The 15,854-nt window shown below is 53.7% G+C and carries 11 protein-coding genes; 2 read left to right on the forward strand and 9 right to left on the reverse strand.

The window, feature by feature from the left end; genetic code table 11:
- Nucleotides 1–45: 45 nt before the first annotated feature.
- Both FE848_RS04195 and FE848_RS04200 read left to right on the forward strand, forming a co-directional pair.
- Nucleotides 46–774, forward strand: a complete 729-nt coding sequence (locus FE848_RS04195) for an HNH endonuclease (protein ID WP_200201495.1) — start codon at nt 46–48, stop codon at nt 772–774.
- A 27-nt stretch (nt 775–801) separates the two neighbouring features.
- Nucleotides 802–999, forward strand: coding sequence for a hypothetical protein (locus FE848_RS04200; protein WP_200201496.1), 198 nt, complete (start codon nt 802–804; stop codon nt 997–999).
- On the opposite strand, the gene FE848_RS04205 is transcribed toward FE848_RS04200, so the two are convergent.
- The 9 genes from FE848_RS04205 to FE848_RS04245 form a co-directional block, all read right to left on the reverse strand.
- Nucleotides 980–4,819, reverse strand: coding sequence for a DUF3427 domain-containing protein (locus FE848_RS04205; protein ID WP_200201497.1), 3,840 nt, complete (start codon nt 4,817–4,819; stop codon nt 980–982). The two genes, FE848_RS04200 and FE848_RS04205, sit on opposite strands and share 20 nt — an antisense overlap.
- A gap of 91 nt (nt 4,820–4,910) precedes the next feature.
- Nucleotides 4,911–6,221, reverse strand: coding sequence for a methyl-accepting chemotaxis protein (locus FE848_RS04210; protein ID WP_227715142.1), 1,311 nt, complete (start codon nt 6,219–6,221; stop codon nt 4,911–4,913).
- 157 nt (nt 6,222–6,378) lie between these two features.
- Nucleotides 6,379–8,145, reverse strand: a complete 1,767-nt coding sequence (locus FE848_RS04215; protein ID WP_200201499.1) for a diguanylate cyclase domain-containing protein — start codon at nt 8,143–8,145, stop codon at nt 6,379–6,381.
- 114 nt (nt 8,146–8,259) lie between these two features.
- Complete coding sequence (locus tag FE848_RS04220) at nt 8,260–9,609, reverse strand: HD-GYP domain-containing protein (protein ID WP_200201500.1); 1,350 nt, start codon at nt 9,607–9,609, stop codon at nt 8,260–8,262.
- Nucleotides 9,610–9,713: 104 nt separating this feature from the next.
- Nucleotides 9,714–9,944 (reverse strand): formate dehydrogenase subunit delta, encoded by a 231-nt coding sequence (locus FE848_RS04225; RefSeq protein ID WP_200201501.1) that lies wholly within the window; start codon nt 9,942–9,944, stop codon nt 9,714–9,716.
- Nucleotides 9,941–10,813, reverse strand: coding sequence for a formate dehydrogenase accessory sulfurtransferase FdhD (gene fdhD / locus FE848_RS04230; protein ID WP_200201502.1), 873 nt, complete (start codon nt 10,811–10,813; stop codon nt 9,941–9,943). The genes FE848_RS04225 and fdhD overlap by 4 nt, the downstream gene beginning before the upstream one ends.
- A complete protein-coding gene (gene fdhF, locus FE848_RS04235; protein ID WP_200201503.1) occupies nt 10,794–13,730 on the reverse strand; it encodes a formate dehydrogenase subunit alpha in 2,937 nt (978 codons plus the stop codon). The genes fdhD and fdhF overlap by 20 nt, the downstream gene beginning before the upstream one ends.
- A 1-nt stretch (nt 13,731) precedes the next feature.
- Nucleotides 13,732–15,291 carry a formate dehydrogenase beta subunit gene (locus tag FE848_RS04240; protein WP_200201504.1) on the reverse strand — a complete coding sequence of 520 codons (1,560 nt, stop codon included), beginning with the start codon at nt 15,289–15,291 and terminating at the stop codon, nt 13,732–13,734.
- A gap of 17 nt (nt 15,292–15,308) precedes the next feature.
- The gene (locus FE848_RS04245; RefSeq protein WP_200201505.1) at nt 15,309–15,839 is read right to left on the reverse strand and encodes a formate dehydrogenase subunit gamma; all 531 of its coding nucleotides are present in this window, start codon (nt 15,837–15,839) and stop codon (nt 15,309–15,311) included.
- Nucleotides 15,840–15,854 lie beyond the last annotated feature (15 nt).

Consider the following 15,854-nt stretch of genomic DNA (forward strand, 5'->3'; position numbering starts at 1 on the left):
GGTATCGAAATGGCAACAAGGAAACAATGGTCGGAATTTGATCGTTTGGTTGCCCTCGGGCTTTATTGTGAGCTGCCTTTTGGCAAGTTTGATGAGCGCAACTCTCGCATTATTGAGGTGGCAAAAAAGCTGGAGCGTTCGCCCGGCTCCCTTGCTATGAAATTGGGCAACCTTGCTAGCTTGGACCCGGTAATTACCAGTTCTGGGCGCAAGGGGTTGGTTGGAGCCTCAAAGGCAGATCGGGAGTTATGGCAGAAATTTAGCGAGCAGCCCTCCAAAATCATGCCAGAGATCGCCACGGCTCTTGAGAGCCTTGATAAGGCAGCTTTCAAGGACTCAGAAATTATCGAGCTAGATGACTACCGCGAAGAAACTGCCACCGCAATCATCCAACGTCGAAAGAGCCAAAGCCTATTTCGCAAAGCAGTGCTTTCAGCTTATGACAACCAATGCTGCGTCACGGGCATTGCCGACCCGCGCTTTCTCGTTGCCAGCCATATAAAACCTTGGGCTGAAGATTTGGATAATCGCCTGAACCCTCGCAATGGCCTGTGCCTCAGCACCTTTTTTGATCGGGCCTTCGATATTGGCCTGATTACGTTCTCCGATGATTACGCTCTAATTGTTTCCTCGGAACTAGAAAAGCAGCAGAGCAACGACCATATTCGAGAGACGTTTTTAGAACGAAGCGGAACTGCGATTGAGCTACCAAGCAAGTTTTCGCCATCACAAGACTTTATGCGCTGGCACCGTGAGAGCCTATTTATACAGTGAGCAATCTAGGAGTGTGAGGTGCCCAACATGGAAAACAGCATTTCAGAAATTGAGCTGATTCTTAAACAGCGATATGGCGTTTCATTCACAGATATCGGGATCGAAGGCGAAGAATGGCTGGATCGCTTTGGCGACCAGCCATTAGTGGATGCTGTGGAGGCGTATGCAGCCAAGTATGGTTTAACGCCACTAACTTCTACAGGCCTTATGCCCTCTTCAAAATAACACTCATAGGGCTGCTGCCTTCGTGGCTTTGGTAGTCCATTGTTCCGTAGTAAGTAAACGGAGCTGCCTTTTTGTTTAGGAGCTTATTCCCACGCACAAAAAGATGGATCGTCAGCCCTAACTCTGCATGGTTGATTAATTCCCTGCCACGCTTACTCTCAGGTGTTGTGCTCCTTTGGCTTTGCCAATGGAACAATTTTTCATCAATCCAATGATCCACGTAGCGATGGCTCTCTTCTTTACCTTGTTTATTCAAAGTCACTAACAGCACATGGGCGTTTGCATCGGCCAAGAAAACATGCCCGCTCTGCCAATTGCCCGGGTTGAATTCAGCTCCAAATAGCGCCGGAATATCTTCCCGCATAAAGCTTTGCCCCACGGCCAACTCTAGCGGATCAATCACCGCTTCAAGCCGAGCAAATGTCCGAAACTGCTCACTTAGCTCAGGCGTTACCAAAATATCGACATAGCTTGGATTCTTAGCTTTTAGAACATATTGGCCTTGGCTGGTTTTCTCGACCACACGAAGCAGGTATTGCGTGTCACCCGTTTCATCCATGCGCTCAATGGCTAACGTCTTGCCAGTGATGCTGCCCGCTTGGTCGGGATTGATTTGTTCCAGCAGCAAATAATCGCCGCTGTGAATTGGATTTTTGCCGCCATTCATCGAGTCACCCGATGCTTGCGCGATAAAGTGCCGGCTGGGGTTCAGTCGGCCATAACCTTCGCCAAGATGGCGGTACTCTTCGGCCTCCGCAGAACTGCTTCGAAAGTGTCCGCAGGCGATTTTCAATGTAGGGAAAAATGGCAGCTCGGTACCTGGGGCATCATTGCCCGGGAAAGCAGATACGTTCTGATCAACGGGCTCTATGTTGCTCCGTGCCTCGTAGCTGGCCAACCGATAATCCACCAACTCCTGAACCAATGCGGTGAAGGTATCTATCTGGTCACTCTCAAGCGTAATAGCGTTAGTAAAGTGCCCCTCAGTAATCTTGAAGAATCCAGCTGTCTTGGTGTTTTCACCGATCCATGCCCTCACTGGATTCCTTCGCCAATAAGCCTGCCAAGCCTTTGGTTCAGGGTTCTCCCGCATCTCTCCCGGCAGTTCCCCCAACAAAGAGCGCCTACGCTGTAAAACTTTCAAAGACTGGCTGGCTAATGCAGCCAATTCCGGTGGACTGCGCCAGCCATCCAGCTCTTGAAATGCCTCAAGGAGAACCATTTTGAACGACTTGGTCATGGCCGTTTTTTCGAGCTCAGTAAGAAACGCCGTTTGCTGCTCTACAAGCTTAGATTCCGTCTCGTCCAAGTCCTCCATGTGCGCCACTAGCGCAAACCAGTGGCCGAACTGTTTGCGCAATTGGGTGAGACTGGCACCAAAACGATAGAACTCGGTGAGAGTGGGGCGTCGACCCAGAGTATCCCGCAGCAAGCGATAGTCTTTCTCAGTACCTGCTCCATCCAAAGACTTCAAAAAATCGATCAGTTGCAGGTCGTAATTGATGAAGCAGCCATCTGGTAAATCCAGTTTTTGAGTTTCTGCCTTGCGAGCATACTGCGCCAACTGTCGATGGTTCATGTCCGCGCCCATCAGCGCCTGAGGCTTATGTAAAAAGCCTTGGTGGTTACCAATAAAGTCTAAAACCACCAGCTTGTCTTTGCCTTCTGCTTTACGGAGTCCCCGGCCAAGCTGCTGCAAGAATAGAATTTTCGATTCCGTTGGTCGCAGCAACATCACGGTATCAATGGTCGGTAAATCCACGCCTTCGTTGAACAGATCCACCGAAAACAGTATGACCAACTCGCCAGAGCGCAGCTGCTCTAAAGCCTCCCCTCGGGACAGCTCAGACCGGCCATGAACAGCAGCGGCAGCAAAGCCTCTTTTTTGGAATTGCTCTGCCATGAAGTCTGCATGATTGATCGACACACAGAATGCCAAGGTGCGTTGTTGCCGGTGTTTCTGCCATACGCGCTCCGCATGGCGAGCACGGCCTAAAGTGGCAAGTTTGTGAGCAAGTTGGTTGGGGTCGAACTTACCATTGCGCCAAGGAATTTCAGCATAATCAACGCTGTCGTCGTAAATTCCGTAGTAATGAAAGGGTGCCAACAGCTTACTGCGGATGCCTTCAAACAAGTTGTGGGCATAAACCAGATTGTCGTCGCACAGAGAAAGAATATCCGAGCGGTCGGTCCGATCTGGTGTGGCGGTCAAACCCAACATGAACGTGGGGGCAAAATAGCTCAGCAAGCGGTGATAGGTTGGTGCCGCGGCATGGTGAAATTCGTCCACCACAATGTAATCAAAGTGCTGGGGTGCAAAGCGCTCTAAGTGGGCCTCTTTTCCCAGAGTTTGTATCGAGGCACAGAGCACATCCACAGCCATATCCCGCTGTTTACCCATATAAAAGCCCACACGGCTTTTGGGACGAATGCGGATAAATGTTTCGGCTGCCTGATGAAGAATTTCCTCCCGGTGGGCAACAAACAGAACTCGCCTGGCACCCATTTGCGCCGCATCAAACGCAGACAGCCAGGTTTTACCCAAGCCTGTCGCCAACACCACCAAACCTCGGCTATATCCTTCAGATCGTGTTTCGCGCAGGGCCTCTAACGCAGCAGTTTGTACCGGCGTTGGCTCTGGTGGTTCTTCAACTTCGTGGCTGCCAGCTTCCATAGGGCGAGGTGGGAGAACTCTTCGAGCTTCGTACTCATCAATCCAACCATCTGACAAAGGCAGGGTGTTGCGGTGGCGAAATAGCTCCTCAAAACGGCTCAGCGCTTCAAAAAAGCCGTTATCGCTAGGGTAGTCCACCCGGTAGTTCCACTCCAAACCATCCTGAAGCGCTTGGCGGCTGATATTGCTAGAGCCAATAAACGCCGTTCCCTGCCGCGCCGTTTCATTGCCAACATAGGTGAAAATATAGGCTTTAAGATGAAAGCTTGAGCCTGCACTTTCATAGACCCGAACCTGCGCGCCCCTCTCTTGCAGTAGCATTAAACTGCGCAATGCTTCAGGGTCGGTGATGTCCATATAATCACTGGTTAGAACCCGAACTCGCGCTGGCAGTTCGTCTCGGCCAAGGGCATCTAGTAAATCGGGGAGCACCAACTTCAATCCGGTGGACTTTACGAAGGCCACCGCCATATCAACCTCACTGGCTTTATTGATGCTGGCACAAAGGTGCGGAAGGAAATGCTGGTGCTTACCGCCCGTAATCAGCTTGTCGGGCGTTGCGGCCTGCTTATGAAAAACCCCATTCACCCAATACTCATCCCGCCCCGGCCTGCGATCTGCAGTTTGCCAGGTGGCTATCTTCTCAAGCCCCGGTAGAGCACTTGCCCAGCTTTCAAGCTGAGCCTCTGTCGCATCGGTAAAGTGCCTGCCGTTGTGTTCGCGCTGGTGTTCACCACGTTTGAAGCTCAGGTATAAAGCGCCGCCGGGCTTCAGGGCTTGCCATAACCGGGAGAGTGCTTGGGGTATCTGTTGCAGGGGGAGGTGGAGCAAGCTGGCGCAGGCCCAGATGCCATCGTAGGCCTGATGTTCAGTAACCTGGCTGAACGTGCGAACAGAAACCGGGTGGCTTATGGCTTTGGTTGCCAGGGCAGCCAGTTTTTCGGAGGCATCAAACGCCGTAACGCGGTAGCCACGGGCCAGAAACTCGCGGGAGTCCCGTCCTGAGCCGCAACCTGCGTCCAGAATATGGGCATTTTCAGGGAGATGAGGCAAAAAAGCGTCGTACAGCGCGGACATATCCACATGCAGCGTTTCGTCTATAAATTGCTGCGCGTGCGCGTTGTAGTAGGCAACCGATTGGCTCATGCCGGGCAATGCTCTTTTATTATCGACAGAGCACAATATAAGCGACTGTTTTATAAATACAAACCGTTAAGGCAACTTATGGCCTGCCCGTCTATTTGAATCGCACAACAAGCTCGTGAAGTTCTCCGGCTATATGTTCCAGCCGCTGAACCCGCTCTATTGCCAGCTCCCCTTTTTGCAGGCTATCGGAGCCCAGGCTGGATATGTGCTCAACCTGCTCATTTATCTCATCAAATACTTGGGCTTGCTGCTCTACGGCTGCGGCCATCTGTATCGACATTTCAGCAATGGTGCTAACCGATTTGGCGATCTGCCCCAATGTGGTTTCCGCTTCCAGCATGTGGGCAAGCCCGCTATCGGCCGATTTTTTACCCTCATCGGATGCGCGCACAGAAGCGGAGGTTCTGGAGAGCAGGGCTTCAATTATTCCGTGTATTTCCCGGGTGGAATCTTGCGTTCGTCTGGCAAGGCCCCGCACTTCATCAGCTACCACGGCAAAGCCGCGCCCGTGCTCGCCGGCCCGGGCCGCCTCAATGGCTGCGTTCAGTGCCAGGAGGTTGGTCTGTTCGGCAATCTCTTCAATAATCTTGGCAACGCTGGCGATTCTCTGGGTTTCTGTAGCCAGTTCACCCACCGACTCGCTGATGCTGTGCACAGCCGCTTGCAGGCCTTCAATGCCTTCCCGGGTTGTTGCTATAACACTTGCCCCACTATCCGCCAGCCCACGGGATTCTTCTGCTTTCTGGGCCGTGCTTTGAACATTAGAAGACACTTCTGTAATGGTCTGGGATACCTCATTCACAGAGGCCGCCACGTTACTGATTTCTGCCTGCTGTTTTCTCAGGGCTTCATGGGATTCGTAAGTGACTTCAAGCCCTTGTACGGCGCCGGTTTTTACTTGCCCTGCAGATTCTTCCAGGCGAGTAAGCACCGCATCCAGGTGGGCCTTTTGCGCCATTACCGCAACCTTCATACGCCCGGACTCCAGATCGTCGTCGGTAAAGCTGCGTGCGGCGAGGTCGTCGGTAAAGCTTTTATCAAGAAGCTGCATTACGGAGCTTATTAACTGGCGCCGTGAGCTGTGCAGCCAGAGAGCGTAGGTGATCGCTCCAATCAACAGAATAGCCTGGGCTACCAGAGACTGACCGGAGAAAAAGGTGAGTGCAGCCACAACCACCACGGCAGCCATAAACAAGGTTTGTGGCGCAAATCTTTTGAAGAAAGGTGTATGGACGCTGCCTTGGCGAATTCTGGCGTACTGTTTTTCAGCACGCTGGATGTCTTCTCTGGAAGGGCAGGAGCGAACCGATTCGTACCCCACAACCGCGCCAGCTTTGGTGATGGGTGTTATGTAAGCGCTAACCCAGTAGTAGTCGCCGTCTTTGCGACGGTTTTTGACCATTCCCATCCAGGGTGTGCCAGCCTGCAGGTGGGGGCAGGTTTTTTCTCACAACGATCGCCTCAGCGTAGCCAACACTATTACTCTAATGTGGTACAGGATCGTCGATGTGTACAATCTTTGCAGTTTGCATATATAAACTTAAAAAATGAGCGTCGGTTCAATAGCCTCCATGGTTGCCGCTATCATTCTCATCATCTAGCAGGGGGTGCTCGCTGATAAAGAACCGGTTCTTACCCGCGCGCTTCGCCTCATACATAGCGGCATCGGCACTTTGCATAAGGCCCTCGTTGGTAATTCCAGCTCCGCGAGCAACCACAATGCCAATGCTCGCACTCACTCGTCCCACCCCTTCAGGCATATAAACGGGCTCTGCAACTGCTTGAATGATTTTTTCAGCCACTGTTATGGCGTTTTCCGGTGAGGAGACTTCTGGCAGCAGTACGATGAACTCATCGCCGCCCATGCGCGCCACTGTGTCTGTCTCACGAACGCTGCTCTGCAGTCTGGCTCCAATCTCTTTTAACAGACTATCGCCAGCATCGTGGCCAAGGGTGTCGTTTACTTCTTTGAAGTGGTCAAGATCAAGGAACATAAGCCCAAGATGGCGGGAATGGCGCCTTGAAAGCGCTATAGCCAAGCTGAGGCGGTCATCCAGAGCGCGCCGATTTGGGAGGCCGGTCAGAATATCATGGTACGCGAGCGTGTGGATTTTCTCCTGATACTCTTTCATCTCGGAGAAATCCTGGAATGAAATCACCACACCTTCGTCGCCGGTATCGCTGGTGAGGGGTGCGGCGTTCAGGATCACCGGGATGGTGGCGTTGTCTTTGCGCCGAAACTCCTCGTCTTTACTGCGGTAAAGCTCTCGGGTGTTCATTACGTTGAGGATGGAGCAGCTCGCCTCATCCCCTTCGTGTACGTGGAATACATCGTGCCCTTGTTTAGAGACTATGTCCTCTGAGTTCCATCCCAAAATGCGCTCAGCTTCCGGGTTGATGTAGGTTACAACACCCCCACTATCCATAACGATCAAACCATCCCCAAGCACGCTGGAAATTTTCCAGAAACGCCGGGCCTGCTGTGCGTTTTCGCGTCTTAGTTCGCGACGTTTGTGGAGGGAAAACTGGAAATAGAACACCGTCACTAATATCAGCATCAAACCAATCAGGTAAAACCCAACAACCCATGGGTGTACCAAAAGAGCGTTAGCTGGCAGCGTGCTGTGGGGTAAAAACGACACAGCCTTCCAAACGTAACTCTCACCTTCTGCTGATGAATCCAGCCCTTGAAGCGGGTGAATGGTTTCAAACACAAAGAGGCCTGCCGGCGTATCAACATGACCCTTTTCTTTTTGGGATATGTACTTCCATGCTTGCGGATAATCTCGCTGGAATGCAGACGGTAACCCAAACATGAAGCCCCACTCGTCGTTTGCATCCGGAGCAGATAACACGCCACCCTCGCTGTTAAGCAAAAATGCCGGGTAGGTTTCCCCCATGCTCTGCCTGAAGGTGTCCAGAAGCGACTGGCCTAGCATATTGAGAATTACCGTACCTCGCTTTTGGCCACCATCACCAAACACCGGTACACCAAACCGAACCATAGGCAGGTAGGGGTATTCGACCTTGCCGTTTTCAACATTCAGGTCGAGAGGGGATACGTACACACTGCCCTCAGGCATCGCCAAGGTGCCAGTGAAATAGTAACGGGTGCCTTTAGACTGCAGTTGGCCATCAGGGGTAGTTATGCTGCTGCCGGATGAATAATCCAGCCGAACCAACTCAGTTCCATCAATGTCGAGAAAGCGAATCTGGTTGTAGATTGATTTTTGTTCGAGCAGGACCCGAAAAACCTGCTTAAGCCGTACTTTGTCAATTTCAGCGCGGGATTGATTGAACGCCTCGGCCGCTGGCAATTTTGACACTGTGCGCAGGTCATTCGCGACGTAATCAAAGCCGATTTAATATACCCTTGCTCTTTTATTCCAATACCTGACATGTGTTTCCAAAGAGTTCTTTAAACGAATGGAATGGCTGACTCAGTACCCCCATTCATCCTCTTCGGGGTCAAGCGCTGGTGAAGTCGCGGCTACAATCAAGCCGCCCTTCACAAAATCCTGCAAAACAATACCGTAAGTGCCGTCCGGCACCTCTTTGGATATATGGTAAGGCCGATCTTGCTCGTCTAATGGGCCCATTTTCAAGTCCAGGATTCTAGCAGGTGTCTTGGGTATTTTAAGCGCGTCCCGAACCATTAACACCTTCGGTTTGAGCTTATGGTCAGGATCACTCTCAACGACAATCCCCACCTCTCCGTTCATCATTTCAACGACGGAGCCAGGTGGGTAAATGCCTATCATCTGGATAAATGCATCTGCCAGTTCCGCATCAAACTGGGTTCCGCGATTTTTGTGAATAATTTCCAACGCATGCATGGATGCCAGAGCTTTTTGGTACACCCGCTTGCTGGTTATTGCGTCGTAGGTATCAACCAACGCAATGATCTTCGCAAAATATGGGATTTTTTCAGCCGGTAGGCCTCTTGGATACCCTTTGCCATCTTCTCTCTCATGATGGGAGAAGGCCACATCCACGGCGGAGTGCAGCGCCGCGCCTGTACTCATCAGAATGGTTCGGCCATGAACTGCGTGATTTTTCATTAAATCAAATTCTTCGCTCGTCAGGCGGCCTGGCTTGTTCAACACCTCGTTCGGTATTCTGGTTTTTCCTACATCGTGCAGCAGGCCGCACAGCGCCAGATTCTGAATTTCACCTTTTATCATGCCCAAATGTTTGCCAAACGCTGCCGCCAGTATGGAAACGTTAATGCAGTGCTCGGCGGTATATTCATCCTGGTTCTTGATTCTGGTGAGCAACATCAAGGCGCTCTCGTTACGCAGTACACTCTCTACGCAATCGTTTACAACCGCTCGTGCGTTATTGATATCCAGTGCCCGGCTAACGCGTAAGCCAGACATGATGGATTTGGCTGTGTCTTGAGCCTCTTCAAATCGCATGCTGACGTTTTGAAGCTCACGGCCCACACTTACCTGATTAATGTAGGAAACCCGCTTTCGGGGAATAGGTCGGGCAGTGCCGGGTTGCGGTGCTTGTGCCTGATTCTTCTTGCGATTGAAAAGGCCTGCAAGGCGATTGGAGTCGGGCGTTTTTTCTATGGGCTCCCGACGCTTTTCAGCCACGCCTTGTATAACAACATACTCGCACTGGCGGCGCACAGCATGGAGGTCTGAGGTGTCATTGATAATAAACCCCTGAACAAGGAAATCGGTGTCTTCCCAGGGTCTATCCAATCGGATTACATGCATTCCGATTTCCAGGTCAGAAACATCGACCTGGGTTTCAATAAGCTCAACGTATGTGCCGCGCATGTGCTCTGCTCAAAAGTGAGTTTTCCAACATCATCACTATGCAGTCTAAATGTAAAACGGGCTTTGGGTCTGTAAAAAACGGTTAAAACCTGTACAGCTTCACGCTACTCCGTAGTAGGTTCGAGTTTCTCGACCGTCAATTTCGCCAAAACAGACAACTCTCCCGGGCTTTGGTTGGCATAGGCAATGATTTGCTGCTTCATGCTCCTGGCCCAGAATTTTTGAAGGTGGTCGGCTGCTACGTCGGTTACCTTTTCGTCGTCACCGTGGTGCAAGTTGTTGGCGATTATCTGCTCGAGCATTTTAATCAGGTTGTTCAACTGCTGATCACTCACAACTCTCTCTCCTGAGCCTTTTCGTCGCCACGGGTATAGGCTACGTGGCGGCCGGGGCGGGCAAATCCGATAAGGTTCATGCCGCTTTTTTGGGCTTCTCGAATGGCCAGAGCGGTAGGGGCAGACACCGCCACCAGGCTGCCTATGCCCACGCTGGCGCTTTTTTGCACCATTTCAAAACTTGCTCGGCTAGAGATCAGCGCAAAACCTTCACTGAAAGCTTCACTGCCATGTTCCCGTAGCCGGGCACCTATCAGTTTATCCAATGCGTTATGCCTGCCCACGTCTTCCCTAGCCAATATAATTCTGCCCTTGGAATCGCACCAGGCGGCTCCGTGGGTAGCACCGGTTTGCAGCTGTAAGGGCTGGTGCGTTTTCAGATTACTCAGCGCATCCTGCACAGCCTGGTCGCTGGGGAGTGGTTGCGGGGCAACTTGCTCAAGTACTCGCACCACATGGGCTAGAGATTCGGTTCCACACAGCCCGCAGCCGGTTCGGCCGGCCATATTACGGCGTTGCTCCCGCAAACGGGCATAGCAATCCCCGACAATGTGCATGTCCACTTCTATGCCGTCCTCACCCGGTTTTATCTCAATACTGAACAGCTGATCCGGCCGCTGCAGAATGCCTTCGCTCAGGCTAAAGCCCAAGGCAAAGTCTTCGAGATCGCAGGGTGAAGCCATCATCACCGCATGGGACACACCGTTGTAGACCATGGCTACCGGAACTTCTTCCGCAACAAGATCCTGCGAACGGGCGCCTGCAATACCACCGCGCACACTCACCCGCGCTTCACTCACCGGGGGTGAAGCGCTTGCAGCTGTGTCATCCATGGCAGCCACCCCTTGTTTATTTGAGAGCGTTTGCATGGCTGCCTTCCTCGCTTTCCATGGCCGGTTGCAGCAAGGCCTGCTGGCGCTTGTCGAAATCCACAAAGTTACGCTGCCAATCCGAGGGCTGGGATACTTTCTCTACCTGAACGGCGGTTACCTTGTATTCCGGGCAGTTAGTTGCCCAGTCAGAGTTGTCGGTGGTGACCACGTTGGCACCGCTACTCGGGTGATGGAAGGTGGTGTAAACAACCCCGGGCAGCATTCGAGTGCTCACCTTTGCACGCAACACTGTGTGGCCAACGCGGCTGCTGATGCCAAGCCAATCACCGTCTTTTACCCCCCGTAGCTCTGCATCGCTTGGGTGCAGCTCCAGCACGTCTTCTTCATGCCAGTCGCTGTTGCTGGTGCGACGGGTTTGGGCGCCAACGTTGTACTGGGACAGAATTCGCCCGGTGGTCAGCAACAGCGGGAAACGGCGGCTTGCACGCTCTTCGGTTGCCAGGTACTCGGTTACAGCAAACCGACCCTTGCCGATGGGGAAGTCCGCCATGTGCATGGTGGGCGTGCCATCCGGGCACTCATCGTTGCAGGGCCACTGAATGCTGCCCAGCTGCTCCAGTTTGTCGTAATTCACGCCGGTAAACGTGGGGGTTAGCGATGCAATTTCATCCATGATTTCAGAAGGATGGTTGTAGTGCATGGGGTAGCCCAAAGCGTTAGACAACGCCATGGTTACTTCCCAATCTTCCATGCCCGCAACGGGCTCCATCACTTTGCGCACGCGGTTGATGCGGCGTTCAGCGTTGGTGAAGGTGCCGTTCTTTTCCAAAAAGGTGGAGCCCGGCAGTAACACATGGGCGAACTTGGCGGTTTCGTTCAGGAAGATGTCCTGTACAATCAGGCAGTCCAGTGCTTTCAGCGCAGCTTCTACATGTTGGGTGTTGGGATCTGACTGGGCAATATCCTCACCCTGCACGTACAGTGCCTTGAAGCTGCCAGCGATGGCGGCGTCAAACATATTCGGAATGCGCAGCCCCGGTTCGTTATCGATGGGCACACCCCATACAGCTTCGAAGCGCTCACGCACGGCTTGATCGTTCACATGCTGGTAGCCCGGCAACTCATGAGGGAAGGAGCCCATATCGCAGGAACCCTGCACGTTATTTTGCCCGCGCAGCGGGTTCACTCCGCCCCCCTCTTTGCCGATGTTGCCCGTGGCCAATGCCAGGTTGGCGATGCCCATCACCATGGTGGAGCCCTGGCTGTGTTCGGTTACACCCAAGCCATAGTAGATGGCTCCGTTATCTGCCTGCGCATACAGGCGGGCGGCTTCGCGCACTTTGCTTGCAGCTACGCCAGTAACCGCCTCCATGGCTTCGGGGGAATTCCGCTCTTCCGCAATAAAGGTTCGCCAGGTGTTGTAGGCCTCCGTATCACAACGGCTATTTATGAACGCCTGATCTTCCAGGCCTTCGGTCACAATCACATGGGCCAGCGCATTCACTATGGCCACGTTAGTACCGGGGCGCAGCGGCAGGTGCAGGCCTTCTTCAGCATTGGGCGTGTGAATCAAATCAATACGGCGCGGATCAATCACGATCAGCTTGGCACCCTGGCGCAAACGCTTACGCATCAGCGAGCCAAATACCGGGTGGGCATCGGTTGGGTTGGCACCAATCACCATGATGGTGTCGGCCTTCATCACCGAATCGAAGGTCTGGGTACCGGCCGATTCGCCCAAAGTGGTTTTTAGGCCGTAGCCGGTGGGGGAATGGCATACCCGTGCACAGGTATCTGTATTGTTATTGCCAAAGGCGGCACGCACCAGCTTCTGCACCAGATAGGTTTCTTCATTGGTGCAGCGTGAAGAGGTAATACCGCCAATGCTTTCGCGGCCATACTCGGCCTGAATGCCTTTAAGTTTCTTCGCCGAGAACGCCAGTGCTTCGTCCCAGGACACGACTTGCCAGGGGTCGTTGATGGATTCGCGAATCATCGGTTCGCGGATGCGGTCGTCGTGAGTGGCGTAGCCAAAGGCAAAGCGGCCCTTCACACAGGAATGACCGTGGTTGGCTTCGCCACCTTTGTAAGGAACCATGCGCACCACTTGGTCACCCTTCATTTCGGCTTTGAACGAGCAGCCAACACCGCAGTAGGCGCAGGTGGTGACTATGCTGTGCTCGGGCTGGCCGGCGTCGATCACGCTTTTTTCCATCAAGGTGGACGTAGGGCAAGCCTGCACACAGGCGCCACAAGACACGCACTCGGAATCCATGAACGGATCGTTCTGGCTGGCGACCACTTTGGAATCAAACCCGCGGCCTTCGATGGTCAGTGCAAAGGTGCCTTGCACCTCGTCGCAGGCTCGCACGCAGCGTGAGCAGACAATGCACTTGCTGGGATCGAAGCTGAAATAGGGGTTGGAGTTGTCGATTTCGGCGTCCAGATGGTTCTCGCCTTCAAACCCGTAACGCACTTCCCGCAGGCCCACTACGCCGGCCACATCCTGCAGCTCGCAATTGCCGTTGGCCGGGCAGGTGAGGCAATCCAACGGGTGATCGGAGATGTACAACTCCATGATGTTGCGCCGCAGTTTCGCCAGCTTGCCGGTCTGGGTGGTAACGGCCATGCCTTCGGCCACAGGCGTAGTGCAGGAGGCCGGGTAACCGCGGCGGCCTTCGATCTCTACCGCGCACAGGCGGCAGGAGCCAAAGGCTTCCAGATTGTCGGAAGCGCACAGTTTGGGGATGTTGATGCCGGCCAATGCCGCTGCGCGTAATACCGAGGTGCCTTCGGGAACCGTGATATCACGACCATCCACCGATATGGAAACCAACTCTTCTGAGAGACTGGGCGGTGTGCCCAGATCCCTGGAAAAAGAGTCAAAATCAGGGTTCAGGCCGTTCTTGCCAGGCTCGTAGCTTTGGGTACTTGGATCGTAGTAGTGCAACATATCAAGCCTCCACCTGGTGCGGACTGGCCATCAGGTCTTCTGAGAAGTATTTCATAACGCTCTGTACCGGGAAGGGGGTCATGCCGCCCATGGCGCAGAGGGAACCGTCCACCATGGTTTCACACAGGTCTTCCAGCAATTCCAGATTGCTGTCCCGGTTTTCGCCGGCACGGATACGGTCAATCACTTCCACACCGCGCACCGAACCGATTCGGCATGGGGTGCATTTGCCACAGGATTCAACAGCGCAGAACTCCATGGCAAAACGGGCTTGTTCGCCCATATCCACGGTGTCATCAAACACCACCACGCCGCCGTGGCCAATACCGGCACCGAGTGCGGCGAAGGCTTCGTAATCCATGGGAGTGTCCCATTGGCTTTCCGGCATGTAGGCCATCAACGGGCCGCCCACTTGTACGGCTTTCATTGGCCGGCCAGTAAAGGTGCCTGCGCCAAAGTCTTCCAGCACGGTGCGCAAGGTAACGCCGAAGGCCAATTCAATCAGGCCTCCCTGTTTGATATTGCCCGCCAGCTGAATGGGCAGGGTGCCCAGTGAGCGGCCCATGCCGTAATCCGCGTAGGCTTTGCCGCCGTTCGCCATTATGTATGGCACGGCCGCCAGCGAGAGCACGTTGTTTACCACTGAAGGTTGCCCGAACAGCCCTTTGATGGCGGGTAGTGGCGGCTTGGAACGCACCAACCCGCGCTTGCCTTCCAGGCTTTCCAGCAATGAGGTTTCTTCACCACAAATATAGGCACCTGCGCCGAGGCGCACTTCCAGGCGGAATTTGCGGCCATTGCCGCAAACGTTATCACCAAGATAGCCGTGGGCTTCTGCCCTGCGAATGGCTTCATCCAGCATTTTTTTGGACAGCAGGTATTCCGAACGCACGTAGATAAAGCCAAGAGTGGCGCCCACTGCCAAGCCGGCAATGGCCATGCCTTCGATCAGCATGTACGGATCGCACTCCATCACCAGGCGATCGGCAAAGGTGCCGGAATCGCCTTCGTCAGCGTTGCACACCACGTATTTTTGCTGGCCATGCGGCTCGTCCAGCACGGTTTGCCATTTAATGCCCGCCGGGAATGCCGCGCCACCACGGCCACGGAGGCCAGAGGCTTTTACTTCGTCCACAATATTCTGGGGCGTGAGTGCTGCGGCTTGCTTCAAGCCGGCGAAGCCGCCAAGGGCAATATAATCGTCAATACAAGTGGGATCGGTGATGCCTATGCGGGCAAAGGTCAGGCGCTGCTGCTGTGCAAGGTAGGGGTGCTTTTCAATTTCGCCCAGATACAGTGGGTGATCCGGTTTGCCTTCAAACAGGCCTGCAGCTGCTAACTCGTCTACTTGCTCTGGCTCTACCGGGCCATAAGCCACTCGGCCCTCGGGTGTTTGTACTTCCACCAAGGGTTCCAACCAGAAGAGCCCGCGGGAACCATTGCGCACCAGGTTTATTTCCTGGCCTTGCGCTGCGGCTGCGTGCTTTAGTTCTTGCGCTACACGGTCGGCGCCCAGAGAAAGAGCTGTGGTATCGCAGGGCACATACACGGTTATTGTCATTGGATTTGCTCCTGCCTTCATTTTAGCTGCAAAACAGACGTGGTGAGTGTGTCCGCCAGCTGGTCGAACTTTTGGGGGGTCATTCGGCCGATCGTTTCATTGTTTACGCGAATAGAGGGGCCGCAGGCGCAGTTGCCCAGGCAATACACCGGCTCAAGCGTGAACTCGTTGTCCGCTGTGGTTTGGTGGTAGTCCACACCCAGCTTTTCCTGAACGTGTCGCTCAAAGGCGCGGCCACCCCGGGCCTGACAGGCTTCCGCACGGCATACTTCCAGCAGGTTGCTGCCAGCAGGGCGGGTACGGAAGTGGTGATAAAAGCTGATAACCCCGTGAATATCGGCGCGGGTCTGTTGCAGCATTTCAGCAATAATGGGCACAGCGCCCTCTGGCACATAGCCAATGCGGTTCTGTATGGCATGCAGAATGGGTAAAAGCGCTCCCGGCTTATGCTGCAGGGCTGCGACTTCCTGGCGAATGATGTCAGGGCTCCAATCCTCGGGCAGGACCGCCACCGCTGCGCTGTGGTTAGCGTTCTCTGACATATGCATAATCGTTCCTACCTG

Source organism: Marinobacter sp. 1-3A (genome assembly GCF_016597775.1).
In the GTDB taxonomy this organism is placed as follows: Bacteria; Pseudomonadota; Gammaproteobacteria; order Pseudomonadales; family Oleiphilaceae; genus Marinobacter; species Marinobacter xiaoshiensis.